The sequence below is a fragment of the Helicobacter canis genome (assembly GCF_008693005.1).
Classification (GTDB): domain Bacteria; phylum Campylobacterota; class Campylobacteria; order Campylobacterales; family Helicobacteraceae; genus Helicobacter_B; species Helicobacter_B canis.
On the sequence record NZ_VXKE01000004.1, the window covers coordinates 1 to 24376 of the forward strand.

The following is a 24376-nucleotide window of genomic DNA, read 5'->3' on the forward strand; positions in this document are numbered from 1 at the left end:
TGCGGTTGTCCCAAAATCCACAAAATCACTGCTATGATTACCCAAAGCTGAATCTCTGCGTGGGCGTGCTCGCTCGCGCTTGCACGCAGCCTTTAGGTAGGGTCTTTGAAACAAGGGCGGGAGCCGAGGTCCCAATCCGCGCGAGAAAAGGCATTAGCACCAAGCCAGCACAAAACGCCCGCGTGGGCGGAGTCGCGCAGGCTGCCGCCGTGTAACACTAGCCTAACTCCATCAGCGATCCAGCCTCCGTCCGTGGTGCCATTGGTGCTAGTGCCGCCATCGGTGCTTTTGGGGATCATCGTGCCAGCAAAGACTCTTTTGACCTGCTGTCCAGAAGTGATATTGACCACTTTGCCTGTGTTGGTGTATTTGCTGCTGCTTGTCTCATCGCTGTAGTCTTGCTCGTGGGTGGCAAGGTATAGAAGCTTGTCGTTCAAAAAGCAGCCGTCTAAAAACTCCCAAACATTGCCCGCCAAGTTGCAAATGCCGCGATAGATGTGCGCTTGTGCTCGCTTGTCGCTGTCGCTTACAGGGATTGAAATGGTCTTGTTGCCCTGTCCAAAGTGCGCGGCGGGGTATAAAGAGTTGGCATTTTGCGCGGAAGTGTTCCAGCTGTGGATCGCCCACTTGCTTTGATCTGTGGTTTTAGAGTCGGCAGTGCTGCCCATATAGCCTCTTTCAATGCAGTAGAGCAGTGCGATCGCCTCTCGCTCGTGGTGGTTTTGGATTTTAATGCCCCGTGTGAAGCTCTGCGTGCGAGATCTAAACCACTCGCGAGTTTGGTTGTTTGTGGGTCTTGGGTTTGAGCGGACAAAGAAGCTGCCCTCCATACCCCCTAGGGGTATGCTCTCCCAGCTCCCTAGGTAGAATCCCTCCACTTTCACGCTAGAGACTATGCCAGCTTTGTCTGTGCCGCGCCCTTGTAGGTTGGTGTAGCCTTGGTAGCCTGCTTTGTTTAGATCATAGCTAAAGGGTGCTAGGCTTGTAAGCTTTAGTAAGTAGCTTTGCGCATTAAACTCAAACTCTATATCGATCACATAGTGATCTGGGATTTTGCTTACACATTGATAAGTGGCGTTGTCAAGGTATTTTTGCATAGAGTCGCTCTCTAAAGTCGCGTCCTCTGGGAGTAGCTCTAGAGTGCCGTCATTTTTCAAAGCGTAGCGTTTGATGTGGGAGTGGGGCATATCTGCGCGGTCGAAAAATTTGGTTACAGGATCATCGTTGCTCTTTTCATTGAGTCGCTCTTGCACTTTGTCTAGCCAGAGTGTGTCCTCTGTCGTGCCTGTGTTTATGCGCTTAGATTTGTTGGTGTCGATGTTTTCGATAAAGCCAGCAAACACGGCGGCTTTGATTGTGAGAGTGATCGGCTCGCTCCACGCACTCGCCGCGCCTGTGGGGCTTATGGCGCGCACCTTTATGGTGGCTTGCGTGTCGCGGCTTGCGTCTATGGCTGTGAGTGTGTATGTGCCAGCTTGGAGGTCTTTAGTCTTCTCTGCGCTTAGGTTTTCTAGATTTAGCTCATAGGTGAGATTACTTCCGTGTGTGTCGCTGTGAGATGGGCTTATGGTGATCTCTCCGCTTGCTAGCTTTAGCAGCTCTTTGTGGCTGAAGCTTATGGCTGGTGTGGTTGGGGGGTTTTCCCCTAGGGTTTGGGTGTATTTGCCTAGTAGGTATAAATCGCGTGGGCTTGTGGCAAGGCTTGCTAGCTCTTTTGCCTTTTGAAGCAGGGTGGCTTTGGCTTGGGCGACTCGCTCTAGGCGGTCGGTGTTAAGCTCAAAAAAGCTCTTTAAAATGTAGGCTAGATCCTCTGCGCTCTTTGCACTTGCGCCTAGCTCTTTAAGCTTGTCTAAGATCTCTTGGCGGTGGGTGATGTTGGTCGCACTTGCTTGGGTGTCTTGCTCGCTTGGCACTTGGGGGGTGTCGGTGCTAGATTCTGGTGCGCCCTTTTGCTCTGGGCTTGCTTGCGGGCTGTCGCTGGACTCTGGCGATGAGATCTCGTGGCTGTGCTCTTGTTCGGTGAAATTTGTATCCATTTTTGCTCCTTTAGATTGAGTAGTAAAGCGTGATAGAATCTAGCGTGCTTATGTCGCGTGCGGCTTGGATCTCGTCCTCGCACTTCTGTCTGCGCCCTGTGAGCTTGGCTATCTCTGTGGTGTAGGCTTTTGCCTTATCGAGCACATTGAGTGCTAGGGTGCGCTTCTCTATGCCGCGGCTTTTGGCTAGCTGGGTGAGAAAGGGCGTTTTGGCTTCGTTGTCTGCTTGCCACTCTTTGGCTTCTTTCTCCTGCATACTCCAAGTCTGCGCCTCGCTTGGTGGATATTGGCTTACTAAAATCGCTTGCGCGGTGTTTTCATAGTGTGCGTTGATCTCGGCTTTTTTGATCGCTTTTAGTGTCTCTAGGTCAAAACCTTCAAGCTTTGCTTTAGCATAGATCGTGGCTATAAGAGATTTGATGTTTTGCTCTGCTAAATCTGTGCCATCATAGAGATAGCTTAGGTATTTATACTCCGCTGGGCTTGCTTGCTGGGGTGTGCTTGGCATAACAGGCACGCTAGTCATACCGCTTGAGCCTACTTGTGGGATAAAGTCATAGTCGCTAAAGCTTGGGTCGTATTCTGGTGTGTAGCTTAGTAGGATATTGACGCAGTTGCGTGCTAGGTCTTTGCTCTCTAGGGGGGTGTGGCTTGTTTGGATAAAAATCATTGTGTTGCTCCTTTTAAAGTGTGGCTTCTAGCTCATAGTCTGCTAGCCTTGCATAGAGTCCGCTAGGTCTTTGCTCTGGGCTAGGTGCTGGCGTGGCGTCTTGGATCTGCTCTAGGGCTTCTTGCAGGGCTTGGCTTATGCTGGTTGCACTCTCTTGGGTTTGGGTCTCTATGGATTCTAGGGCTTGGGTTTTGCCCTGCTCTATGGCTTGCAGTGCCTCTGTCTTTGCCTGCTCGATTTCTGGCGTGCTAGGCTGTGTGGTCGGCGGTGTGGTGGTGGGGGGTAGTGTGCCGCCATTATCTTGGATAAGCTGCTCTAGCTCTTGCTTTAGGGCTTGCTGGTGGGTGGTGAGCTCGCCTTTTGATTGTGTGGTGGCTTGCTCTAGCTCTTGCAGGGCTTGCGTCTTTGCCTGCTCGATTTCTTGGCTGGCTTGGCTTTGTGCCTGCTCTAGCTCTTGGAGCTTAGATTCTAGCTCGCCGAGCTTTTGCCTAAAGTCTGCAAGTCTCGTGTCAATCTCGCTTAGGGCTTGACTCTTGTGGCTCTCGATTTCGCGCTCGTATTGCTCTTTATCGCTTAGAAGTTGTGTGCGCATTTCATTTAGGATATTTGGTGCTAGGGCTTCAATCTGCTCTTTCATACTTTGGGCTAGGTTTAGCTGGGCTTGTATCTCTAGCTTGGCACTCTCAAGCTTTGCAAGGTTAGATTCTAGCTCTTGGCTGATTTCTAGCATTTTCTGCACGGCTTCTAGGTCTGCTTTAGCTCCTTGGGCTAGGGCTTTGGCTTCATCAAGCAGGGCTTCTGTGGTAGTAAAAAGCTCTAGGTTGCTCTTGTGTGTGGCGGCGATTTGCTTAAGGCTTTCGTTGATGTAGCTAGTGATCGCCTTTAGGTTTGCTTGCAAATTTTCTAGCTGCTCGCTGCTAAGTTTTATACTCTCTGCATAGTAGCGGTAGAATCTAAAGAGATCATCGCTGATGTTTAGCAGCTCGGCTATGCCTTGTAGGGTGTAGTGGGTGTTAGCGATCACGCCTGCGTTGTCTTTGATCGCTTGGGCGATTTCTTGCTTTAGGGCTTCTAGCTTCTGGCCATCATCTTGGGGGAGCTCTGGGGGCTGGGTGTCGCCTGTGTCAAGCTCGGGCAAAAGTGGGGGTGTGGGTGGGGTCGCTTCTGCGCTTGGGTCGTCTTGGTCGCTTGTGTTTGGTGTGTTTTCTTGTGTGCTTTCTTGGCTCTGCTCTTGCGTGTTGGAGCTGGACTCTGGCTCTGGCATTGGTGCTTGCGCGCTTTCTTGTGCGCTTGTGTCTGGGGTTTGCGCGCTCTCTTGTGCGCTTGGGGTTAGGTCTTTGCTCTCTTCTGCGCTTGGGATTTGGTTTTTCATTTTTTCCCCTTTTTGCTTGGCATTGTGCTACAAACTTCCCGCGATAAAAAAGGGGTAAAATCGCGCGCTTAAAGTTTAAAAGCTAGATTTTGTGTATGGCGTGGTGAAGCCTGCTTGGTCTTGGGTCTTGTGCGCTACGCTTGTTTTCTAAAGAAACATCGGCTAACGCCGAGCGGTGTCCCTTGTTTTCTAAAGAAACATCGGCTAACGCCGAGCGGTGTCCCTTGTTTTCTAAAGAAACTGCGCTACGCTTGTTTTGCTATTTTTTCCTTATAGTTATATGCTCTATAAGTTTTGATTCTGTCGTTTTCATCTTTATACACTTCTAAATCTACTAAAAACTCGTAGTGATATGGATTCTCTAGCATTTCTTGTTTTAGTCGATCATCGTCTATAAAAATATTTTTCGCACTTTTGCTTAGGTTGTAGCAGTAGGCTTTGTAAGCTTTTGGCTTTTGCGTGTTTGTTGTTTGGTAAAATTCTATAAGCATATTTTCAAATATTGTTTTTGCTTCTATTTTTTCATCAAAGCCTTTTATTTTGGCGATACATTCTAAGTTGTCGCTGTATATTTTAAAGGTGTTTTGATTGATTGTTATATGCGTGTTATTGAAATTATTTGTGATTTGCGCGTCTGCTCCTATGTTGTGGAGACTGATGATATTTGCTAAATCTTTTGCCATTGCTTTATCGATATATTTTTCTTGGCTTATTTGCTCTATACTTTGCTGTTTTATGGTTTTTAGATTATGCCATAGCTCAAAATACGCGTTAATCGCGCTTATACATTCATTGGGAGGGAGAAGCGAGCCTATATGCACTAAAAAGTTAAAGACATCGCTGCCCTTCTCCACGCTTTTAAGTTGTAGCTCCACACCGCCCAAGCCCTTATCCATCTCTACAAAGTTACTTAAGCTGTGATGAAGTGATAAAATCGCATTGCTTAAAGTCTCTAAGCGCAAAGCCTGCTGCTTTTGTATTTTTAGTGTTATGATAATCTCTTGCATTTTCCGCTTCCTTGAAAAAATCTTTAGCATTATAAAACCTTTTTTTTATTTATGTGCTATACTTCCACTACTAAAAAGCTAAACGCAGGATTCGTGAGACCTGCCACCACCTGACTGAGCCTTAAGGCGTAGCTAACCTTACCGCTTACCAGAAATGGAAGATGGGCTCTCCTAGCTTTTTAGCATTCTCCACTTTTAAATCCACTTGCTCGGGTTTTGACCTTAAGCGTCCAATACCATAAAGATTTCTTTAAAAAAGTTGTGCTATAATCAAGTTCATCAGCCAAACATAGCACTAAGCTCATAACTTAGGAGGAAGCTGGGAGGCTGAGTATAGGGTATTGATAGAATCTTATCTAAGCAAGTCTTAGCTCATAACTAAGGTGACTTGCGGGCTATGCCTTAAGCGTTCAATACTCTTTTATTTTTTTAGTAGTTTATTAAACTTCTCATCATCTAAAATTCCTCTCTCAAAATACATTGTTTTAAATCCCAGTTCGTTCTGTCCCTTTTGTATCTGCTCTACCACGACATAAAATTCTCCATCTAGCTGTCTTGCGCTTATGCTTGCTGTCTCTTGGCGTTTGCCTATACTTATGCCTTTATGTGTTGCGTTGTCGGCATAGTCTTGGTATTTAGCGATTTCATCAAGCGTTACAGGCTTTTGACCACTAAATTTCACTAAATTAGATTGCTCTCCGTGTCTATTAAGTGTATGTGCGACATTGTTTGGGTCTATGCTTCTGCGGACATCTTGGGGATATTTGAAGCCCAATTCTTTTGCGACTTTTTCATCAAGCTTATTGATTGCAAAGCGTTTATTTCTCGCTAGTGCGTAGGCTAGTGTATCTGCGTTTAGATTCTCCTTGCCGATTAGATTCATCTTGCTACCATACTTCGCGCTAGAATCTATCGCCTTAAAGACATTGTAAAGCTTTTTATTATGTTTCTTTGCTTCCATTCTACGCATTATAGCGTATTTGCCTACTGCCTTGCTTATGGCTATGCTCCCCCCTGTGCCGCCGAGCAGCCCTAGTGCAAACTTTTCAGGGCTAAAGGTGATATTGCCATTTTCATCTTGCTCCACTCCGCTCACGCTCCCCCCTAGCAGCCCAGCCCCTGCGTGTGGATTGCTAGAAAAGATATTGGGACTAGATTCGTTGAAATACTTGCCATCTACGCCTTTATTGTCAATATGCTTTATTTGGCTAGAATCAAATGTTACTATTTCTCTATCATTAAACAATATACCATCATATCCTGCTTTTTTATAAAATGGAGTTAAAGGTTTTGTTCTTGTTGGGTATCCATAAGCGGCTTTAAATCTTGGATTATCTGCCCAATAATCTATTCGCATAGCTACCAATAAATATAATTCTGTTTCATTCTTAAAAAAGTCTTTATAATAATCTCTTGCAAATTTTTCCATTTTTGTTAATGAATTTGGCAAGAGTGCATTAAATTCTTGTAGTTGTTTTAATCTTTCTTTATCGTATTCGCTAAGTTCTTTGAGTTGTTTTATAACTACTATACGCTCCGCAATACCTTTTTTAGTTAAACAAGAGTGGGCTATATCAAATTCCTTACCGCTTTCTTTGTGTTTTAAAAATATTCTTTCTCTCCAAAAATCTAAAAATTCAAAACCATTTAACTCTAATTCTTTTTTAGCTGATTTAAATCTCCTAACCTCTTTTAATGCTTCTTTTTGTTCTTGTTCTGTAAGGTTAAAAATGCGATTGATTTCCGCGATTTTTTCTTTACTTAATTCCTTTTCCATAATAAAAGGCTTTTTAATATTTAAAAAAGTTTTAAATAAAATCCCTTGTCCCTCTTTTACATAATCTTTCGCTAGTTTTTCATCGTTAGAAAACCAATACCCTATATTAAAATTATATTCTTGCGTTTCAAAAGTATCAAACTCGGCACGGCTTCCGTGATAAAACACCTTCGACACTCCGTTTTTATCTTTTGTTAAAGGGTGTGAATCTTTTTGCCACTCTAGCAAGTCTTTTGCCTTTCTCTCATCGTAGTTAAACTTTTTCATAGTGGATTCTAGTAACGCATTAGAATCTTGTGCTATATTTCCTTCATCGGTTTTAGCAATATTAGCGTTTGGGCGCACGACATCTCGGGTTACTTGAGCTTGAACCGCTACTCCTGCTTGTGTGTGCGGCGAGCTTTGTGGGAGTAGAATCAAGCTTTCTAGCTCTAAAGTATAGATTCTATTTTTACCCTCTATCTTTTCAAACAATGTTATTTTCGCCTGTGCTGGCTTGTCGTTTATGTATAAATCTTTAACAAACCTATGCACTTGCGCGATATTTTCTCTCTGCTTATAATCATTGTGGGTTTGTGCTTTTGTGGCATTTTCAAAGAGATTTTTCAAATGCTGTGCCGCTGCAAAATGCTCATCGCGTGTAAAGCCATTAGCTATGCTTTTATCTACTGCTTTTTTGCTACTAATTTTATTGCGCTCGGTATCTGTTACCACGCCTTGCAGCCCTGTTTCTTTGTTGGTGATTGGGGTGGATTTATAAGGCTCTAGGGCTTGCTTTAAATCCTTTCTTAACTCTGCTATGCCCTTTGCTTCCCCTGTGGTGTAGGTGAAATTTATCTTGCTTGGTGGTGCTTCGCTAGAATCCACTTCATCAAAAAGCCCTTTTTGTGTCGGTGGTGTTGGTGCGTCTTTGGGCATTTGGGTTTGTGGTATAATGGTGCTAACAGGGTTTTCTAAAGGTTCTTTAGAAGTAAAAGTGTCGTGGTAGGAAGTCTCGGCACTTTCCTTGTATTTATTGTTTTTATAACTTGTGATAATCCACTTATTTTCCCCTACATTATCCCAGCCCTTAGAGATACCTACCCTATATTCCTGCCCATTTTTGCGTAGCACGATACTATCTACCCCATTTTGAGTAACAACCTTGCCATCTTGTATAATCTCGCTTATCGCATTTATGAGTCCCTGCTCCCCTTCACCAAAGGCTTTAAAATCCCCTGCGTTTAAATGCTTCTCTATAATCTTAGCAAGTCCCCAGCCTTTAGCTTGCTCGCCACTGCCTTGCACTTCTCCCCAGACTAAATCAATATCCCCTAATTCTTTACGATGAAATGCGTTTTCTATATGTCCATATTTAGCATTAAGCAGCAGTCTTATTGCATTTATTCCTTGCACCTTACTCAAGGCATCTTCATCTTTTAAAGTTTGCATAGTCTTACTATCATTAAATACATATCCAAAAGGGTAGCCATTGTCTTTATACAGCTTATCTACATATTTTGTAAAATTTTCTTGTTGTGCCTCCTTATCTTTTCCAAAAAACTTACGCAAAAATAAGTTCGTAAATGGATAGTCGCTAAAATCTAAATCAAAATATTTTCTCAAATAGGATAAAAAGCCATGTCCTTGTGCGTAAATAACATCTTCCTTGCTGCGATTTTGTATAAATGTAAAAAACTCATTATCATTCATTCCGCTTCTTAAACTCTCTGCTAATCTCTGTAATTGTTTTTCTGGCATATTATGATAATATTGAATTAGTTTTTCAGGTTGAATCGCATCTATAAAGTGAGGTGGAGAGAAGTCTTTGTATGGTTTATATGACCTAGCCGCTATGCTTTTTTGTTGTTCTGTAACTCCTTTAATGTATTCATCTTTATTGCTTAAAGCTTTATCGTAACTTTTTTTATCATAATAATACATACTCATTCCATCATACACTATAAAAGAGTCATTGTCTATTTTTACAATTTTATTGCTTGCTTGTTTGTCTAGCTCTAATTGTTTTATAACTTCTTGTTGCCATTGTGAAGTTCTGCCATTAAAATCTAGTTCATTATTTAAATCTTTTTTAGATTCTAACTCTTTTGCCTTTTGTAGTAATTCTTTTGTTTCACCTACACTTTTTTCACTTGCCTTTGCTTGTTTGATTATTTCTTGTGGGGTTTGTGGTATAATCTCATCTCTAGCAAGTGAAATAGCTTCGGTAGGCTTTTGCTCTGCTTTTGGTGGAGTAGTGGTAGCAGGTTCGACTCCTGCCCTTGCTAGTTTTTTGTATTTTGGATTATTGAGTTCTGCGCTATTAACTTTCTTTGCTGTGATGAGAAAATTCCCTTTGCTATCGCTATCAAGTATGATTAAATTTATTTTTTCACTATTGTTTTTATCTGCAAAAGGTAAAATAAATCCGCTTTTATCATCTGTGTAAGCTTGTTTTGCTTGGGCTATCTCTGCTGGGATTTGCTTTTGCTCCTCTAGTGTTAAAGCTTGATCATACTCGCCTTTTCTTGCTTCGCTAATGTGTCCTGCTCTCGCGCGTGTGATAAAAACGCTCGCGCTATGGTTGTTGTTTATAAGCTCTTGTAGGTCGTTATTTAGTGTTGCGATTTTTAAAATCTCTGGCGTGTTTTGGTAGTCTTTTTGCGCGATTTTTTCTAAAAACTCTCCATATTCTTGCGCGGTGGCTATGGGGAGATTGTCTAGCTCATCTTTAGTGAGTTTGCTTGTGGTTTTTGCGCTTAGGGTTGATTCTGCTTGCGCGCTAGGCTCTAGCTTTATAATCTCATCGCCCTTTTGCACTTGGGTGTAGCCTTTGGCTGCTAGGAGATCTTGCACGCGTGGCAGCTCGCGCAAATCCATATCAAAAAAGTAGGCTAGCTCTCCTTGTAGCTTCTCTAGGCAATACATTTTATAACCCCTGTTTTAGTGTGCGTTAGTGTGCTAGAATCTAACTTTTTATAAAAGGGGTAAAATGGATTTTGAAACTATCAATGCGCTTTCACAAAAGGAACTATTGCTGCTTTTGTTTGGATTTTTCTTAGGGGTTAGCACGCGTATTGGCGGCTATGTCTTTACCCTTGCGATCGCGCCGATCAAAGCCTATATCAAGCTCCGCAAAAAACGCGCTAAAAAAATGCGCAAAAAGGCTAAAAAACAAGCCTTTAAAGAGTGGCAGCTAAACAATCTACAAAAGCTCGATACCAAAGACTTAGAGAAGCTCTAGCCTTTAGACTTGATAAGCTCGATAAATCTACTGATGATAACCCACCCAACGACAAATCCAATACATAAAAAAAGCATTGCCACTCCTTTATAAATTACCCCTTAAGATTTATGCGTAGTGTGCTAGAATCTAAGCGTTTATAAAAGGGGTAAAATGGATCTACTAGAGTTTATCCGCAGTGTGGGGCTAGAGTTTTTGCTCGGGTTTTTTTTGTGGGGTGGTTGTGGCTTGTGTGTGGGGGGTTTTTCTACAAAGCAAGGCTTAAAGAGTGGAGCGCGATTATGGTGAGTAGCACTTGCACCTACAAATACACTACTTTATGCACGCTATGACAAAGCCCGCGCACGCTCCTATGATAAAAATCAATGTTCCTGTGGTTATCATCTTGCGCCTTTCTCCTGTTTGGCTGGCAGTATGCTAGAATCTAACTTTTTATAAAAGGGGTAAAATGGATCTAGGGTTTATCTATGAGCTAATCAATAAAGAAAATATTTTTATCTTTATTGCGGGCTTTATGGCTGGGTTTGGGGCTGGTAGTGCTCTTATGCGTTGTGGTGAAAAGCAAGTGCGCTATGAGTCAAAGCAGCGCGGCTGCTTCTATGCGTTTGAAAAAAGGGGATATATCACAATCTATTTATTTTATAAAAATGGTAAGCTAGTGAATATCGGCTGCCCTTATAAGCAAAAGCGGCTTTGCCAAGCTCCTTACTGCTCGCTTTTAGATTCTAGTTGCAAAGAGCTAGAGTAGAAGCTCTATAAAAACCTTGATACTTTGGAGCGTTTAGAATGATTGGCTTTGTGGTGAGTATGTTTGTTTAGCAGCTCTTGGCGTCTCGGTGCTGATGTTTATAAAAATGCTTGAGAGCTGTGATCGCTAGCGTGCTAGCGTAGCATATCGCTGGCTAGCTTTTTGGGATTAAATTGCATAAGTTTATTGGCTCGCTTTTGTGCTTGGTTCTCTTGGGCTTGTGCGCCTGCTAGGTTTTGCTTGGCGGCTTGGGTGAGCTCGGCTCGCAAAGTTTCCGCGCTGGCTTCTTGCACGCTGGCTTGCGCGGTGTATTTATGCGCTTTAGATTCTAGCTCTTGGATTTGGGCTTTGAGCTGTGCGATTTGGAGCTGCTGCTGTGCCTGCTCTAGTGGGGCTGCGGCTTGTGCTTGCTCTTGCGCTTGCTGGTCTGCTTGCTCTAAGATCTCCTCTATATCTGGCACGATTTGTGAGTCGGTATCTTTTAGCATTAAAGGCAGCAATGTTGGCACGATGTCTGGGCGGATATTTGCGATAGTCTTAAATATCTCGCTCCAGTGCGCGAATCGCTCCTCTCGCCCCTGCTGCTTAAGCTGGGTTTTAAACTCTAGGTCAAACGCGCCGATTTTAAGCGTGTTTTCTGCTGTGGTGTTTATGCTGAAGTAGCGATCTGCCTTTTTCTTTTCACTGATTCTAAAGACTTGCTCCTTTGTGAAGTAGTGGGTCATTAGATCAATCACTTTTTCATACAAAAGCCGCTCGGCGTTATCGGCGGTATTTACGAAGTATTGCAGCCCTAGCAGTCCGCTCTCGCGCCTTTGTGCGATCGCTACGCCGCTTTGGCGGTTTGTCGCCATAGCTAGGGCTTCATCGTTTAAGCCGCTTAGGATTTTAGCCATTTGCCTTTTCTGCTCTGTCTTTTGGCTTAGTGCGCTTATGTCTGCGTGGTGCTGGATAAATTGGATCTTGTTTTCTTTCAATGCGCCGCTGCGCACGCCTACTACGGCGTTGTCTTTAGTGATATTCTCGGCAAAGTCGGCGATGTCATCAACGGCGTCAAGCTCATAGAGTGCTTTGGTGGTGGCTAGCATATTGCCCATTTTCATTTCAGCAAAGTTTATGTAGTCTTGGATTGGCTTTATATCCCTAAAGATTCCATAGAAGTTGCTTTTCTCATCGATTTGGTATTTGGCGATCACAAAGGGGTGTGCGTTGTTTTTAAAGGGTCTTAGCTCCTTTTTATAGATTCCGCCTTGGGGGTGCCAAAGGTAGCGATTCCAGCTATATTTTTCTGGTGCGCTCTCATCATACTCTTTAACCCAGCTTTCAATGATAAACACTCTTTGATCGGCTATATCATTGCTCCCTATGAAAATCTCTACCCCCTCGCCTAGTAGGATCTTTGCCTCTGTGTAGGAGATATTTTGCTTTTTATGAAATCTTGTGGCATCTAGGGCAAACTTATCCACGCTATACGCATCGATTAAAAAGCTTTCATTTGGCAGGGTTTTTAGCGTGATGTGCTTGTTGCCAGCGCGATCTTGCTCGACCCATAGCTCTACAATGCTCTGCCCCATAAGCAGCTCAAAGTCGCGCTTATAGATCTCCTTTTCATACTCTTTTTGTGAGTTAAAGACTTTTAAAAGGTCGTTGATCACTTCGGCTATGGGTTTATCCTGCTCCTGCTTGCCACTTACGCGGATTTCTTGGATTGATTGTAGCTTGTAGCCAAGAATCTTATCGCAGATCATTTTGTAGATGTTTTCATAGATTGGCACTTGTCCGCGGGCTTCTAGCTTTGCTCTCTCTAGCTCGCTTAGTTGATGTCCGTGGTAGTAGGCTTTGGCTTCTTGGTATTCTTTGAGCGCGCTAAAGCTTGCGTTAGAGTCGGTGGAGTGGGCTTGGATAAGTTCAGCTAGGGTCATTGCTTTTGCTCCTTTTTATAGTTGCTGGATTCAGCTTTGCGCGATAAATCTTTGATCGCTTCACACTCTCGGCGGTTACGCACCCCAAGTGCGCGCCCTTGAGAGTGCTCGCAAAGCAAAGATTTCTCATCGCAAATCTTAGAATCCTGTGTTGTCGTTTGAAAATCCTGCCGCCTGTTACTTTTTTAGATTCTGGCGTTTAGAAAACTTGCTTTCTTGCGCGGTTGTCCCAAAATCCATAAAATCACGCGCATTGCTCGCCCAAAACCAGCGAAGCGGTGCAAGGCGAAGCCGCAGCAGGTTTCTTTAGTAAAGCTGAATCTCTTTTTACATTCTCTGGGTGGGGAGCTCTTGGCTTTGATTCTCTCTCTCTAGTGCTGCCCCAAAGCTCTGCCCCAGTGCTGCTACACCTTGCTGCTGGTTTTTCATCGTGGTGTTGTAGCGATCGACAGAATCGGTGTATTGCTGCTTTTGAAAAGTTAAGTTTTTGTCCATCATTGCTAGGTTGTCCTTGTGGTGCTTGTTGCTCATAATTAGTGAAGTGATCCCTAGCCCTAGATCTACGCCAGCTTTGCCTAAACTTTCCCATCCCATTTTCGCTCCTTTGTAGTGGTTTAGCTCTCTGCTAGTGGGTTTCGCCACTCTTGCTCGGTGGCTAGTGGCTGTGGTGTAAATGATCCTTTTTGCACAATAAATTGCGCTATACCTTCAGCGTTGTGATTATCAATAAGCTTGATAAATTGATCAATCTCGGCGATTTTTTGCATATCATTTTGCGCATATCCTAGTGCGCCATTTGCTTGGGCTCTTTTGATATTTTGCACAAGCAAATCCCTAGAATCCAGCAAATGCTGCTTATAGAGTTGCGCCTTTTTGCGTATATTTTCTGCTTGTAAAATCTCTTTGCTGTGCATATCGAGCCGCGCCTGACTAAGCTGCGAGCTGCCGCCTGCGCTTTTCATAGCAATCGCTAGTATCGCGCTATTTCTAGCCTTTTGTTCAGTAGCACTCCCTACACCTACGATCCCTTGCAGCTTATCTCGTGTAAATTGACTTAACGCGCCAAAATTATTACTCATATCATTTGCAAGTGCGGTTGCAAATGATCTCATAAAACTATCGCTATAAAACGCTGCCTTTGAGCTAGCATCTGCTACTTTAGAAGCACTATCGACCCTGTGCTTGTTGTCGCTCTTTATGTCAAACTTATGCACTAGGCGATCGGTCTTAAGCCCTAGCTGCTTGGCTATGTAGGCATCAAGTAGGGTTAGATTTGGCTTGTTGTCAAAGTAGCTTATGCCTGTGTTGCGTGCGCCTAGGGTGTAGATAGTTTTATTTGTCTCTGTGGGGGGGTGCTCTAGCTCGCTTGGGTAGTTTGGCTGGGGCTTGTCGTTTATGGCTAAAAGTGTGTCGGTGGTTTTCTCATCGTTAATCTTTGCCGCAGTCTCGTTTGAGTCAAAATCTGTAAAATCCTTATAGTTAAACTCTGGCTGGTTTTGTGCCTGCTCTTTTGCTTTGGCGGCTTCTCGCTCTTTTTCCTGCCATTTGTAGTAGTCTTGCGCGGCTTGCACACCAATGCCGCGTGCGGCTAGGGGGTTTGGCTTTTGGCTTGTAGCTTGTTGCAAGAGTGGGTGAGTGATTGCTAGATCTTGGGCTTGCATTGCTTATCCTTTGTAGGAAGTTTTAGCACTTTTAGGGTGATTTGGGATTTTACCCACTGATCTTTGTTGTTTTTGGCTCTAAAGATCACTTTATGGCTGCCTAGTTGCTCGCTTTTAAAGATGTAGAATTTGCTAGGCTCGATCACTTGGCTCTCTCCACTGCCTACTACAAACTCGCACGCATTATCGCCAAAGGTGCTAATGCCTAGTAGTGTTATAGGCTCATTTGGTGCTAGCGTGGTCTTGGGGGCTAGGATCGCTACTTGCTTGTTGCCTAGCCCTAAGTTTTTCAAATCGCCCGCACGCCCTAGGATTTCTTTGATCACTTCGTCAAACTCGCTAGCAAGCGGGGTGTCGTTGATTTTCTCAATGACCTTTATCACTAAATCGCTGATATTTTTAAGTGCGCTGCCTTCGTTTAGGTTGGTGGCGTTGTTGGCTACGGCGTTCATAGAGACATTGAAGTGATTGACATAGGCGTTTGCCTTGTTGATCGCGGCATTATCCACCACGCTGCGCTTTATGCTCTCGGCTTGCACGCAAGAGGTGATCGCATCGCTTGCTAGCTTGATGTTTGCTAGCCTACTTTGGGCGATGTGGAGCTCTAGCTCTTGTCGTGTTTTCTCCACTTCTACGCCTACTTGCTGCTTTTTTAGGTCTAGCTCTTGGAGTTGGAGGGCAGTTTGGGTAGCGACTTGGGCTAGGCTTACTTGGATTTGGGCTAGCTCGGCGTTGCTAAAATTTACGCGATTGGTGTTTGATAAAAACCCACTAGAAAAAAGACTTCGTGTGATGTAGTCTAGTCTTGCTTGAAACTCTTGGGAGTTCATTTTAAAGTCCTTTTCTAATAAGTTTGTGGATTCAGCTTTTGGGCTAGAATCGTGGATTCCTGCGCCGCACTTGTGCGATAGACACCCAAGTCTTATCTCCGCGCGCGGCTCGAAAAGCCACGATTCTAGCTCCAAAATCTTAGAATCCTGTGGCTTGTTGAAAATTCGTGCTTTTTGTAAAAAGCTCTTGCGATGTTAGAAAAAATAAGTTTTCTATTCTGCGCTTTTCTCTCGCGGCAGTATTTGCCGATGATTTTGTGGGCTGTCGAGCGCAAAACAAGGGCGCGGACTTGGTCGTCCGTAACCGCAGATTTGCGCGATGACTCCCGCAAAAGCGCGGCAAAGACAACGCGCAGCCCCTTACTCCCTAGAGCTAAGTAGCCCTATCACTGCAAAGTCTTGGTTTGAAAACGGGCTCAAGCTCCCACTCTCAAGCGCAAAGCGTCCCTTAGCGATCGCTAGCAGTCGATCTACTCCGCACACCACTTTGCGCCCTGCGTCCTCTGTATCATCGATGTAGAAATTCACCTTTTGACTCCCTGCTAAAACTAGTGCGCTAGCACCGATGAGTGCGCCAAAGCTTACAGGCTGCGCTCCTGCGTATTCACTTGGGGGGGTGATTTTGGGCGTGTTGAGTGCGTTTAGGTTTTTCTTAAACTCATCATCGCTTACGCTACTGCTTGGCATACCTACTTGCATTTTTGTCCATATCCCCATATCTAGCACAGGGCAGCCGTCAATAATGCCTAGTAGTCCTGTAAAAATGCGATTTTTATCGCCGCGGTCGCCCGCGTATTTTTGCATCTCCACCCACTCTCTATCGGCTTTGAGTTGGTTGGCTTGGTAGGAATCTAGCATAATGATATAGCTATGGTGCATTATCGTTAGCCCTCCCTCTGTCTTTGTGTCTGCTTTGATCGGCTTTAGTGGGAATGCCTCGCCCCCGTCAAAGCTAATCCCACTTCGTGCCATAAAAATCGCGCGGCGGATCGCCTTTACATTCATCGTATCGCCTGCTTTGATGGTTTTTGTCTCTGTGGTTATGCTTTTTTTGCTCTTGGTGTCTTTAAATCCATTTGCTTGATCGCAGATTACTGCATTTGTAAAATCATTACACAAAGCGCACACTAAAGCTCTATCGCGCTTATCTTGCGCCCACTCTGCTAGAGAGTCGGTCGCTTCTTTGACAAAGTCGATGTGGCGCATTGTGGAGTATTGATGTATAGGGCTTCTAAGAGCATTTCCCACGACTTTGGGGTAAATGGTTTGGTTCAAAATCTCAAAGTCATCGTAGTTTGTCTCTAGGTCTGCGTTGCCCTCGATCCCATCGCCTGTGAGCTTGCTTTTAAGTCTTGGTCTAAAAGGCTGGTCATTTTGCACATCAAAGGCACGCACGCCGCGATCTCCGCCCTTGCCTGTGAAGTTTTGAAACGGGCTTTTGATCCAGCTTAGTCGCTCGATTTCTTGCGCGATTTTTACGCTGATGTTTGGGTCTGTCTTTAGGCTGTTGTAGTCGATTGTGTTCCATTGTAGTTGGCTCATTGTCTCTCCTTAGTATCGTTGTGTTGGCAGGTCTAGTTCTGGTTCATTTACGCTAGCGGCACTTGGAATCCCACTTAGCTGCTGTGGTAGCTCTCCGCTTGGCGCTCCTTGGGCTGCTCCGCCTTGCAGCTCTTGCAAAGCATAGAAAACCTGCTCAGGTGGTAGGCTCTCGATCTGTGCTTGCTGCTCTGGGCTTAGCTGCATAAAAAACTGCAGCAGCTCATCTGGGTTGGCGTTTGGATTTTGTGCGGCAAACTGCTCTTTTGCAAGGTCTAGGGCTTGCATTTTGTCATCAAGCTCGATCTCTTGCCCTAGGCTATCGATCTCTTGCATTCTAGGTTCTAGCTCTGCTTTGATCTTTTCATTTTGTAGGGCAAAGACTTTTTCAAAAAACGCCTGCTTATCCTCATAGAATAAATCCTCCAAATCCGTATCCCCCTCGCACGCTTTGGCTAAAAAGCCTGCTAAGTCTTGCTCTAGGCTCTGCTGGCTTTGTGCTAGCTCGCTTTGTAGGGCTTGTAGTCTCTCCTGCTTGCTTGGCTCTTGGGGTGGTGTTGCTGGCGCAGGTGCGCCCTCTTGTGCTTGTAGCTCTTGGTTCATTTGCCCCCCTTAGATTTCAAAAGGTCTTTGACTTGCTAAGTAGTAGCCTACACGCACCTTATAAACCCCTTGTGTAGGCTTGCCGCTAGCGATACTTGCGGTGATGATTTCGTTTTTGTTGGGGGTTAGGGCAATGTTGGCAGTTTTCACGCCTGCGGTGGTGATGTCGATGTCGTTGGCTAGGTTTTCTTTATCGCCCCCATAGCCTAGGTCAAGCTTTGCCGTGCCATTTGCTGGCGTGATCACTTCTACACTTAGGTATGTAACTTCGCTATCTTTGGGGATAATCGCTACTTCTTTTGGGCTTTGATCTAGGCTTAGATCGACTTTGGCGGTGGCTAGGTGGTGGATAAAATGCACTTGTTGGCTTGCCATTTTCGTGTCCTTTCGTGGTGGTGTAAAAACTAGCGCGCAGTGTATGGGGTTTAGGCTTTTTAAAAAAGGGGTAAAAGTGCTATAATAAACTATGGCACAAATCGATAAAGTAAAAGAGCAAATAAACTTCCTAAAATTTTGGCTTAGTCTTGTTATGGCAAGCGTGCTAGCATTGTTGGCTTTTGTGTAACAGGCTACACTAAAATCGATGTGTGGTTTTTGCTGCTGTGTCTTGCGTGTATCGTGGTTTTAGGTGTGTGTTCTTGGGCTTTATCTAAGGTGATCGTGCGCAAAATTAACGAGCTAAAGGATTTATAATGCTACAAGAGATTCTAGCTTTTTGTATCGCGCTAGGTGTGTTTATAATCCCTATCCTAGCTTTTAAGGTGTTGCGCGAGCTGCGCTAGTCTAGTGCGTTTATGAGTGCTTCTAGCTCTTGTGTGCTCATATTTTCGTAGCTCTTGGCGTTGTCGTTTGAGATTTGGGCGTCTTTGCCATAGAGCTGGAGCTTCATATCGCTAAAGATCTTTGCCACTTTCTCCGCGCAAGTGATCACTATGGGCGCGTTTTTGGGGTCTTGGGCTAGGGGGCTTTGGGTGAGATTTAGTAGCTGACTCTTTGCTAGCACGGCACAAAGGGTGATGTTTTTTTGTATGTAGTTGAGATTCATCGCTTTAAGCAAAATTTCATCGGTGGAGCTTTGTAAAAGATTATCCAAAATCACAGAATCAAGCTCGCTTACATCGCCTAGATTTTCTTTAATCTGCTTTTTCATTTTCACTTGGGCGATGTCTAGGACTTTGTCGCTATGGTCTTGGATAAGGCTTTGGCGGTGGTGGGTGATGTTTTTAATCGCGCTGGCACTCTCCCAGCCCTCTTGCTTGACCCAGTGCGCTAGCGTTCGGTAGGGGATTTTGTAGTGTGTGGCTACTTCTTTTATGCTGAGATTATGCGTTTTATAAAAAATCTCTATTTCTTTTTTATTCGCTCGCATTTCTTGCCCCTTTGCCTTTCTTGCGTATGTGCGCGGCTTAGTGTGTAGGTTGATCTTACTTTAAGGAGTTTTGCAAGTATGTAAGGATAGTGCCGCGCACGGGTGGAATGCTAGCAAATTGCGCGGCTTTAAAAAGGGGGTAAAGTGTAATAAGGATTCAGCTTTACTAAAGAAACCTGCTGCGGCTGCGCCTTGCACCGCTTCGCTGGTTTTACGCGATAAATCTTAGAATCCTGCTGCTTTCTTAGTGTTAAAACGCCTTTTGGGCTTGTATGTCTTGCTGCACTTGGGCGATTTTCTCGCTTAGTGTTATCACGAGTTTTAAATCCTTTTTTGCCTTTGCTTTTGTTTGCTCGCGTGTTAAATGTGCTAGGTATAAGTCGCAGTAGTGGGTATAAAAGCTATCACTATCAAGCGGCTCAACTTCTATAAATCCGCTTAATTCCTTATTCTCCCCTGTGTGTAAAAATGCTTGCAAATGTTTATGCTGTGGGATAAAGCTTAAGTCTAGCTCGGTTGCGATATACGCACACTCCTCACTATGCAAAATACTAGCAACAAGCTTGCTGTAATCATCTTTGGGCTGTTTTGTAGGGATTTTGTCTTGGGTGAAATACTCGCTAGGCACTCCTGTGAGCTTGCAGGCTGTGTCTAAAAACTCTTGCTTGTCGTAGAAGTTTTGGCACGCGCTAATCGCGGCTTTTATTTCATTAAACGCGCTTTGTTTATCTTTATTTTTATAAAGCCACTTGATGAAAAATTCAAACCCACTAAGGTAGTTAAACTCTAGCTTTGGCGTTGGCTTTGCCGCGCTTTTGGTGGATTCTGCGCGGTGGGCTTGCTCATTATCGCCTAGATAAATCCCTGCGCCCCCCGCTTGAAAGCCCCCAAAATCATCGGCAAATCCTGCCGCCTGCGAGTTGGTTAAATTTTGGGCGTTATTATCGTCATTGCGAGCCGACTTGTCGGCGTGGCAAAGCGTAGCTTCTTTAGAAAACAAGGGATACCGCTCGGCGTTAGCCGATGTTTCTTTAGAATCCATAGCTAAAAGTGCTTCATTTATATCCTTGCACCTTTTGCCTTTACTATCTCTATTTTGCAAAATCGCCACCTTGACCTTGTAAAACCCAGCATTAAAGCACACTTTCACCGCCCTAAAGTTCGCCGCCATACCGCTTTTATCATTATCAAAGCAGAAAATCACCTCACAATCAAGCCTAGTTAAAAGATTTAAATGCTGCACATTAAAGGCTGTGCCCCCTGTGGCAATGGCGTTTTTAAAGCCGTTTTCGTGGAGTAGAATGCTATCGATATAGCCCTCCACTACAAAGGCTGCATTTTGGGCTTGTATGTGTGATTTGGCGTTGCTGTAAAGGTAGAGAATCTGCGTTTTTTTGTAAAAGTAGCTTTCTTTGGAGTTGATGTATTTGGGGGCGTTTGGGGGGAAATTATAGTGCGGGTGGGTTCTGGCTACAAACGCCACCACCTTGTGTTGCGGATTTCTTATGGCGATGCAGATTCTGTGGTGCATAGGGATTGAGATGTTTTGGGCGTTGGCTTGTTTTTCTTGTAGGATTCTAGGGTTTGCGGTGGGGCTAGTGGGGCTTTCTAAAGATTTTGGGGCAGAGCTAGACTGGCGGTCTGCGGTTGTCCCAAAATCTTTAGAATCGCTGCTATGCCTACCCAATGCCGAATACTTATTGGCAAAGCCGCTTTCTACCAAATCCGCCGCGCTAAAGTGCTGTAAAAGCTGGGATTTACTCGGCACGAGTCCTATGTCGTATTTTTCGCATATCTCTTTGCTTATGCCGCGCTTGTGCAAGTATGCTAGAATCTGCGCGTTTTTTGCTAGCTCGCGCTTGGCTAGCTCGTTGATTTTCTCTAGCACTTCGCTAGGGCTCTTACCTACTCTCTGCGCTTTATCATACTCTAGCGCGATCCCTGTAAGCTCGCTTAGTCGTTTTAAAGCTTCGCTAAAGTCGATTTTCTCATACTCTTTGATAAAGCTTAGCGCATCGCCGCACTTGCCGCAGCCAAAGCACTTAAACATTCCCTTTGCTTCGCTGACCACAAAGCTTGGGCTTTTTTCACTATGAAACGGGCAGCACGCGATGAAGTTTGCGCCGTTTTTGCGTAGGGGGATGTAGCGTTCAATCACGCCCACGATACTGCTAGATTTTAGTGTTTCGATATTAGTTACCACTTTTGTCCTTTTCTAGTTTGGGGCGTTGGCTTTTGGGCTAGAATCGGCGATTTCTGCGCCGCGCTTGTGCGATAGACAATCGAGTCTTATCTCCGCGCGCGGCTTGAAAAGCACCGATTCTACCTCCAAAATCCTGCCGCCTAGTTTTGTTTTTAGATGTCTGGCGTTCTCTGTCATTGCGAGATTTGCGCTAGCAAATCGTGGCAATCCACACTAGAATCCGCCTTTTTATGGATTGCTTCGCTACGCTCGCAATGACAGAAAAGAAGCTTTGTATAAACAAGATTCTAAGAATTGCGGTGGGGCTGTGGTTGCTTTGCGCGGTTTTTATGGTAGAGCTAGACTAATGGTCTGCGGTTACCATAAAAACCGCGCAATCAATCGCATCGCTCACCCAAAGCTGAATCTATATCGATACTATTTCTAACACTTTATCCATCTCCACCTCCTCCACAATCTCCCCACCCCCCACTTCTATGCTAGAAAACTTGCGTGTGTCGGGATTAAACGCCACCTTTTCTTTGAAGTGCTTGCCCGTTTGCTTGTTTTTTTTCAAAATCACCATTCGGCTATTTTCGCTAAACTCCCTTAGAGCTTCGATCTCTGCCTTGCAGTGTTCTATGCGGATTATCACGCTGGCTTCGTGTCCGCCCTTTTTGCTCCCCATAGGATTATCGCGATCGCTCTTAGAAGTTTGCACGATTAAAAACACTAAAATCCCCATAGAGTGGCACAGCTTGGCAAGCAGGCTAAATTTTAGCGACTCTTCTTCCTCCATATTTCTGCCTTGTGGGCTGGTGATTCTCATCTGTGAGTCGATCAAAAAGACTTTCACCCCCTGCCGATAGAGATTCTTAATATTCTGCGCTATGGTGTAGAGCTCATAGCCCTCGTTTATGATATACATATTTTCAAGGTTGGGCGGCTTGCGCTCTGCCTTTTTGGCGCGGATATACTGCTCGATCGTAAATTCAAAGCTGAAAAATCCTACCTTTGCATAGTGGGAGATGTTTTCTAAAATTTGCAGTCCTAGCGTGGTCTTGCCTGCTTCTGGGTCTCCGCTGATGAGCACAAGCTGGGCTACTTCTATCCCCCCGTCAAACACGCTGTCTAAAAAGCTAATTTTGCTCTTAAACTTGGGCTGCTCTGGGCGTGTGGCGTAGTAGTCGATCCACTGCGCTAGGTTTTTATACTCGTTAGATTCCACCGCCTTATCAAGCATTGTGAGATCTAAAAGCGTGTTGTTATCGCTTGCCTTTATCATCTTAAGCCCATTTTCTTTTTGCTTTTTTAGCTTATACACAGTGATGAGCTCTTGGGCTAGATTGACAAAGCTTGAGTTTGGAGTCTTGCTAAAAAGCTCAAGCACATATTCATCGCCTTGCTGCTCTGTCGTTAGTGCGTTCATAAGGCTATGGGTGCTAAGAGCCTTTTTGCTCTGCAAGGCTAGGATTTTATCTAGGATTATGCCGCCCTTTTTGCTAAAGACTTGGCGCGGCGTTATGCCTAGAAACTCATCGATATCCTCTTTATAATGCACCATTGAGAGTAAAATCTCTTGCTCTAGGGATTCTAAAGTATCCATTCTAAGCTCCTTTTCTGCACTTCTTGCTTGTAAAAATACATTGAGAGCAAGTATTGCTCCTCATAGCGGCTGCCTTTGTATTTTTCGATTTTACTTTTTGCCGCTCTCTTGCCTGCTTGCTCCCAAAAGAGCATTTTTAGCATTTCTAAAAAGTCTATGTCATTGATAAATCGCTTCTTGCTATGAAGTATCTTGCTACTTAAACTCTCTAGCTCACTCTCTTGTGCGGTGTTTATAAAGCCATTGAGATTCTGGCAGAAAAACTCGCTTAGGGTTATGTTGCTTTGAGATTGTAAGAAGTTGATAAAGTCTTGTTTTTTCATTTTAAAACCTCCTTTCTAGTTTTTGGCGTTGGCTTTTGGGCTAAAAATGGCGATTGCTTCACGCGCCCTGCGGTCATTACCGCTAAAGGTAACTCCCTTGTGCGCGTTCGCAAAGCCCCATTTTTATCTCCAAAATCCTGCCGCCTAGTTGTTGGGGTAGAATTGTTGCTTTGCTCGTTTTTGCTAGAATCCACTTTTGGTGCTTGTGCGTTTGTTTTTCTGTCATTGCGAGCGGACTTGTCCGCGTGGCAATCCACACAATCCTTGCTCTTCTCTTTTGTCTCTAAATGGCAAATCAACCTTTCTAAATACCACTTAGCTTTTTTGCAGTCTTGCACACCACCCTTTGCTTCGTATCGCCAAAGATACTTGATAATATTTGCTACACATACTGCTTCTATGCCTTGCTTGTGTGTGGTAGCAGATTCTAGCGCGTCTATACACTCCACCTTGCCTGCTTTGTAGTGTTTGGGGGTGATTGCGTCTTGTTTCATTACTTACTCCTTGCGTAAAATATTTGTAAAGCTTGCTTAATCGCGCTTAATTGTGCTTCGCAAACCTTATCCTGTGTGCTTGTATTAACATAGCGCGTTATTACTCGCTCCCTTACTTCTTGCGCTTTTGCTTGGTAAGCTTCTAGGTCTAGCTTATCTTGCAGAATCTGCGCGTTTTGTGCTTGTAAAAGTGTGCTTGCGTTTGCTAGCTCGCTCTTAAGCTTGGCTATCTCTTTGCCTTGATTGTGATTCCACACACTAAGCGTTGATATGAAACCTATAAGCGTTATAAATGCTATGCATACGGCTAGAATCGTTGTTTTACTCATTTTTAAGCTCCTTTAATAATTCCGCATTTTCGTGGATATTGCCTAGCACTTGCAAGCACTCTAGCTTTTGGTTTGTGTAGCCATTGCTTCCGTTATCATATATACCTTGTAGGCGTGTGCCACAATCCACTTGCAAATGCTTCTCTATGCTTGTATCCACAATGTAAAATGTGTTTCTCTCAAAAACTACTACTAGTGGGTTTGTCCTTGAATCGTATTTGACTATATCACCCTCGTAAATCTTTGTGCCTTTGCTATCATAAAATCCGCTCCATAGCTCCAAAACTAAGTCATCGCTCTTTCTTGGTATAGCTCTTATGTTATCGCTAATGGTAAATTCTATAAATTTATTTGTGTTGCTGTCCCAAATTCTAAAATCAAAGTCTTTAAGCTTCATTTTGTCTCATTTCTAGCTTTAAGGCTCGCTCTAGGATTCTAAGTAAAGATACTAGCCCCGCTTCGGCTTCAATATTTAAGCGTGGATATTTTGCTACTTGCTCTTTGCCTTTGCGTATAAACTTCTCTAGCTCGGTGCGCTTCATCGCCTTTGCCTTGTAGGCTCTCTGCTCGCCTTGGACTTTGATATAATCAAAGCTTACACCTAGCTTTTTACACCAGCTAACAAAGCTTTGGTTGATGTTGTTGCCTTTGATAAATTCTTGTAGGTTAATCATTTCTACTCCTT

25 protein-coding genes are annotated in these 24376 nt (G+C 44.2%); 3 read left to right on the forward strand and 22 right to left on the reverse strand.

What is annotated here, in order from left to right:
- Positions 1 to 92: 92 nt before the first annotated feature.
- The 5 genes from F4V45_RS01150 to F4V45_RS09650 all read right to left on the reverse strand — a co-directional run bounded on the left by F4V45_RS01150 (position 93) and on the right by F4V45_RS09650 (position 9769).
- Positions 93 to 2036: a hypothetical protein gene (locus F4V45_RS01150; RefSeq protein WP_150336688.1), complete on the reverse strand. Its 1944-nt coding sequence runs from the start codon at positions 2034 to 2036 to the stop codon at positions 93 to 95.
- A gap of 10 nt (positions 2037 to 2046) precedes the next feature.
- Complete coding sequence (locus F4V45_RS01155) at positions 2047 to 2706, reverse strand: HI_1402-related protein (protein WP_150336689.1); 660 nt, start codon at positions 2704 to 2706, stop codon at positions 2047 to 2049.
- Positions 2707 to 2719: 13 nt separating this feature from the next.
- The gene (locus F4V45_RS01160) at positions 2720 to 4078 is read right to left on the reverse strand and encodes a coiled-coil domain-containing protein (protein ID WP_150336690.1); all 1359 of its coding nucleotides are present in this window, start codon (positions 4076 to 4078) and stop codon (positions 2720 to 2722) included.
- Between the two features lie 245 nt (positions 4079 to 4323).
- Positions 4324 to 5085 carry a hypothetical protein gene (locus F4V45_RS01165; protein WP_150336691.1) on the reverse strand — a complete coding sequence of 254 codons (762 nt, stop codon included), beginning with the start codon at positions 5083 to 5085 and terminating at the stop codon, positions 4324 to 4326.
- A 421-nt stretch (positions 5086 to 5506) separates the two neighbouring features.
- On the reverse strand, positions 5507 to 9769 hold the full coding sequence (locus tag F4V45_RS09650) for a putative barnase/colicin E5 family endoribonuclease (protein ID WP_246144971.1): 4263 nt from the start codon (positions 9767 to 9769) through the stop codon (positions 5507 to 5509).
- Positions 9770 to 9833: 64 nt separating this feature from the next.
- Here F4V45_RS09650 and F4V45_RS01175 point away from each other — a divergent pair, with 64 nt between their 5' ends.
- The 3 genes from F4V45_RS01175 to F4V45_RS01180 all read left to right on the forward strand — a co-directional run bounded on the left by F4V45_RS01175 (position 9834) and on the right by F4V45_RS01180 (position 10833).
- Positions 9834 to 10085 (forward strand): hypothetical protein, encoded by a 252-nt coding sequence (locus tag F4V45_RS01175; protein ID WP_150336692.1) that lies wholly within the window; start codon positions 9834 to 9836, stop codon positions 10083 to 10085.
- 153 nt (positions 10086 to 10238) lie between these two features.
- A complete protein-coding gene (locus tag F4V45_RS09870) occupies positions 10239 to 10373 on the forward strand; it encodes a hypothetical protein (RefSeq protein ID WP_281292464.1) in 135 nt (44 codons plus the stop codon).
- 160 nt (positions 10374 to 10533) lie between these two features.
- Entirely contained in the window at positions 10534 to 10833 is a 300-nt protein-coding gene (locus F4V45_RS01180; RefSeq protein WP_150336693.1) for a hypothetical protein, read from the forward strand.
- 134 nt (positions 10834 to 10967) lie between these two features.
- Here F4V45_RS01180 and F4V45_RS01185 read toward each other — a convergent pair whose 3' ends face one another.
- From F4V45_RS01185 to F4V45_RS01260, 17 genes are all read right to left on the reverse strand, one after another.
- On the reverse strand, positions 10968 to 12755 hold the full coding sequence (locus F4V45_RS01185) for a portal protein (protein ID WP_246144972.1): 1788 nt from the start codon (positions 12753 to 12755) through the stop codon (positions 10968 to 10970).
- The gene (locus F4V45_RS09875) at positions 12752 to 12874 is read right to left on the reverse strand and encodes a hypothetical protein (RefSeq protein ID WP_281292465.1); all 123 of its coding nucleotides are present in this window, start codon (positions 12872 to 12874) and stop codon (positions 12752 to 12754) included. Before F4V45_RS09875 ends, F4V45_RS01185 begins: the two co-directional genes overlap by 4 nt.
- 208 nt (positions 12875 to 13082) lie before the next feature.
- Positions 13083 to 13349: a hypothetical protein gene (locus F4V45_RS01190; protein WP_150336694.1), complete on the reverse strand. Its 267-nt coding sequence runs from the start codon at positions 13347 to 13349 to the stop codon at positions 13083 to 13085.
- Between the two features lie 20 nt (positions 13350 to 13369).
- Positions 13370 to 14416, reverse strand: a complete 1047-nt coding sequence (locus F4V45_RS01195) for a hypothetical protein (protein ID WP_150336695.1) — start codon at positions 14414 to 14416, stop codon at positions 13370 to 13372.
- Positions 14398 to 15381: a hypothetical protein gene (locus F4V45_RS01200; RefSeq protein ID WP_150336696.1), complete on the reverse strand. Its 984-nt coding sequence runs from the start codon at positions 15379 to 15381 to the stop codon at positions 14398 to 14400. The genes F4V45_RS01195 and F4V45_RS01200 overlap by 19 nt, the downstream gene beginning before the upstream one ends.
- A gap of 225 nt (positions 15382 to 15606) precedes the next feature.
- Positions 15607 to 16788 carry a phage capsid family protein gene (locus tag F4V45_RS01205; protein WP_150336697.1) on the reverse strand — a complete coding sequence of 394 codons (1182 nt, stop codon included), beginning with the start codon at positions 16786 to 16788 and terminating at the stop codon, positions 15607 to 15609.
- 9 nt (positions 16789 to 16797) lie between these two features.
- Positions 16798 to 17388: a hypothetical protein gene (locus F4V45_RS01210; protein ID WP_150336698.1), complete on the reverse strand. Its 591-nt coding sequence runs from the start codon at positions 17386 to 17388 to the stop codon at positions 16798 to 16800.
- Positions 17389 to 17397: 9 nt separating this feature from the next.
- Positions 17398 to 17763, reverse strand: coding sequence for a hypothetical protein (locus F4V45_RS01215; protein WP_150336699.1), 366 nt, complete (start codon positions 17761 to 17763; stop codon positions 17398 to 17400).
- A gap of 403 nt (positions 17764 to 18166) precedes the next feature.
- The gene (locus F4V45_RS01220) at positions 18167 to 18757 is read right to left on the reverse strand and encodes a hypothetical protein (protein ID WP_150336700.1); all 591 of its coding nucleotides are present in this window, start codon (positions 18755 to 18757) and stop codon (positions 18167 to 18169) included.
- Positions 18758 to 19007: 250 nt separating this feature from the next.
- Positions 19008 to 20960: a DNA primase gene (locus tag F4V45_RS01225; protein ID WP_150336701.1), complete on the reverse strand. Its 1953-nt coding sequence runs from the start codon at positions 20958 to 20960 to the stop codon at positions 19008 to 19010.
- Between the two features lie 12 nt (positions 20961 to 20972).
- On the reverse strand, positions 20973 to 21167 hold the full coding sequence (locus F4V45_RS01230) for a hypothetical protein (RefSeq protein WP_150336702.1): 195 nt from the start codon (positions 21165 to 21167) through the stop codon (positions 20973 to 20975).
- A 199-nt stretch (positions 21168 to 21366) separates the two neighbouring features.
- Entirely contained in the window at positions 21367 to 22545 is a 1179-nt protein-coding gene (locus F4V45_RS01235) for an ATPase domain-containing protein (protein ID WP_150336703.1), read from the reverse strand.
- Positions 22533 to 22868 carry a hypothetical protein gene (locus F4V45_RS01240; RefSeq protein WP_150336704.1) on the reverse strand — a complete coding sequence of 112 codons (336 nt, stop codon included), beginning with the start codon at positions 22866 to 22868 and terminating at the stop codon, positions 22533 to 22535. The genes F4V45_RS01235 and F4V45_RS01240 overlap by 13 nt, the downstream gene beginning before the upstream one ends.
- On the reverse strand, positions 22865 to 23362 hold the full coding sequence (locus F4V45_RS01245) for a DUF3310 domain-containing protein (protein WP_150336705.1): 498 nt from the start codon (positions 23360 to 23362) through the stop codon (positions 22865 to 22867). Before F4V45_RS01245 ends, F4V45_RS01240 begins: the two co-directional genes overlap by 4 nt.
- Positions 23362 to 23691 carry a hypothetical protein gene (locus F4V45_RS01250; protein WP_150336706.1) on the reverse strand — a complete coding sequence of 110 codons (330 nt, stop codon included), beginning with the start codon at positions 23689 to 23691 and terminating at the stop codon, positions 23362 to 23364. The genes F4V45_RS01245 and F4V45_RS01250 overlap by 1 nt, the downstream gene beginning before the upstream one ends.
- Positions 23684 to 24088: a YopX family phage-derived protein gene (locus F4V45_RS01255; RefSeq protein WP_150336707.1), complete on the reverse strand. Its 405-nt coding sequence runs from the start codon at positions 24086 to 24088 to the stop codon at positions 23684 to 23686. Before F4V45_RS01255 ends, F4V45_RS01250 begins: the two co-directional genes overlap by 8 nt.
- Positions 24078 to 24365, reverse strand: a complete 288-nt coding sequence (locus tag F4V45_RS01260) for a hypothetical protein (RefSeq protein WP_150336708.1) — start codon at positions 24363 to 24365, stop codon at positions 24078 to 24080. Before F4V45_RS01260 ends, F4V45_RS01255 begins: the two co-directional genes overlap by 11 nt.
- Positions 24366 to 24376 lie beyond the last annotated feature (11 nt).

Coding starts and splice junctions, on each gene's coding strand:
- F4V45_RS01255 (WP_150336707.1), bottom strand. CDS start 24,088: ATGAAGCTTAAAGACTTTGATTTTAGAATTTGGGACAGCAACACAAAT.
- F4V45_RS01190 (WP_150336694.1), bottom strand. CDS start 13,349: ATGGGATGGGAAAGTTTAGGCAAAGCTGGCGTAGATCTAGGGCTAGGG.
- F4V45_RS01155 (WP_150336689.1), bottom strand. CDS start 2,706: ATGATTTTTATCCAAACAAGCCACACCCCCCTAGAGAGCAAAGACCTA.
- F4V45_RS01240 (WP_150336704.1), bottom strand. CDS start 22,868: ATGAAAAAACAAGACTTTATCAACTTCTTACAATCTCAAAGCAACATA.
- F4V45_RS01185 (WP_246144972.1), bottom strand. CDS start 12,755: ATGACCCTAGCTGAACTTATCCAAGCCCACTCCACCGACTCTAACGCA.
- F4V45_RS01180 (WP_150336693.1), top strand. CDS start 10,534: ATGGATCTAGGGTTTATCTATGAGCTAATCAATAAAGAAAATATTTTT.
- F4V45_RS01165 (WP_150336691.1), bottom strand. CDS start 5,085: ATGCAAGAGATTATCATAACACTAAAAATACAAAAGCAGCAGGCTTTG.
- F4V45_RS01210 (WP_150336698.1), bottom strand. CDS start 17,388: ATGAACCAAGAGCTACAAGCACAAGAGGGCGCACCTGCGCCAGCAACA.
- F4V45_RS01150 (WP_150336688.1), bottom strand. CDS start 2,036: ATGGATACAAATTTCACCGAACAAGAGCACAGCCACGAGATCTCATCG.
- F4V45_RS09870 (WP_281292464.1), top strand. CDS start 10,239: ATGGATCTACTAGAGTTTATCCGCAGTGTGGGGCTAGAGTTTTTGCTC.
- F4V45_RS01260 (WP_150336708.1), bottom strand. CDS start 24,365: ATGATTAACCTACAAGAATTTATCAAAGGCAACAACATCAACCAAAGC.
- F4V45_RS01215 (WP_150336699.1), bottom strand. CDS start 17,763: ATGGCAAGCCAACAAGTGCATTTTATCCACCACCTAGCCACCGCCAAA.
- F4V45_RS01160 (WP_150336690.1), bottom strand. CDS start 4,078: ATGAAAAACCAAATCCCAAGCGCAGAAGAGAGCAAAGACCTAACCCCA.
- F4V45_RS01195 (WP_150336695.1), bottom strand. CDS start 14,416: ATGCAAGCCCAAGATCTAGCAATCACTCACCCACTCTTGCAACAAGCT.
- F4V45_RS01250 (WP_150336706.1), bottom strand. CDS start 23,691: ATGAGTAAAACAACGATTCTAGCCGTATGCATAGCATTTATAACGCTT.
- F4V45_RS09650 (WP_246144971.1), bottom strand. CDS start 9,769: ATGTATTGCCTAGAGAAGCTACAAGGAGAGCTAGCCTACTTTTTTGAT.
- F4V45_RS01205 (WP_150336697.1), bottom strand. CDS start 16,788: ATGAGCCAACTACAATGGAACACAATCGACTACAACAGCCTAAAGACA.
- F4V45_RS01175 (WP_150336692.1), top strand. CDS start 9,834: ATGGATTTTGAAACTATCAATGCGCTTTCACAAAAGGAACTATTGCTG.
- F4V45_RS01235 (WP_150336703.1), bottom strand. CDS start 22,545: ATGGATACTTTAGAATCCCTAGAGCAAGAGATTTTACTCTCAATGGTG.
- F4V45_RS01220 (WP_150336700.1), bottom strand. CDS start 18,757: ATGCGAGCGAATAAAAAAGAAATAGAGATTTTTTATAAAACGCATAAT.
- F4V45_RS01245 (WP_150336705.1), bottom strand. CDS start 23,362: ATGAAACAAGACGCAATCACCCCCAAACACTACAAAGCAGGCAAGGTG.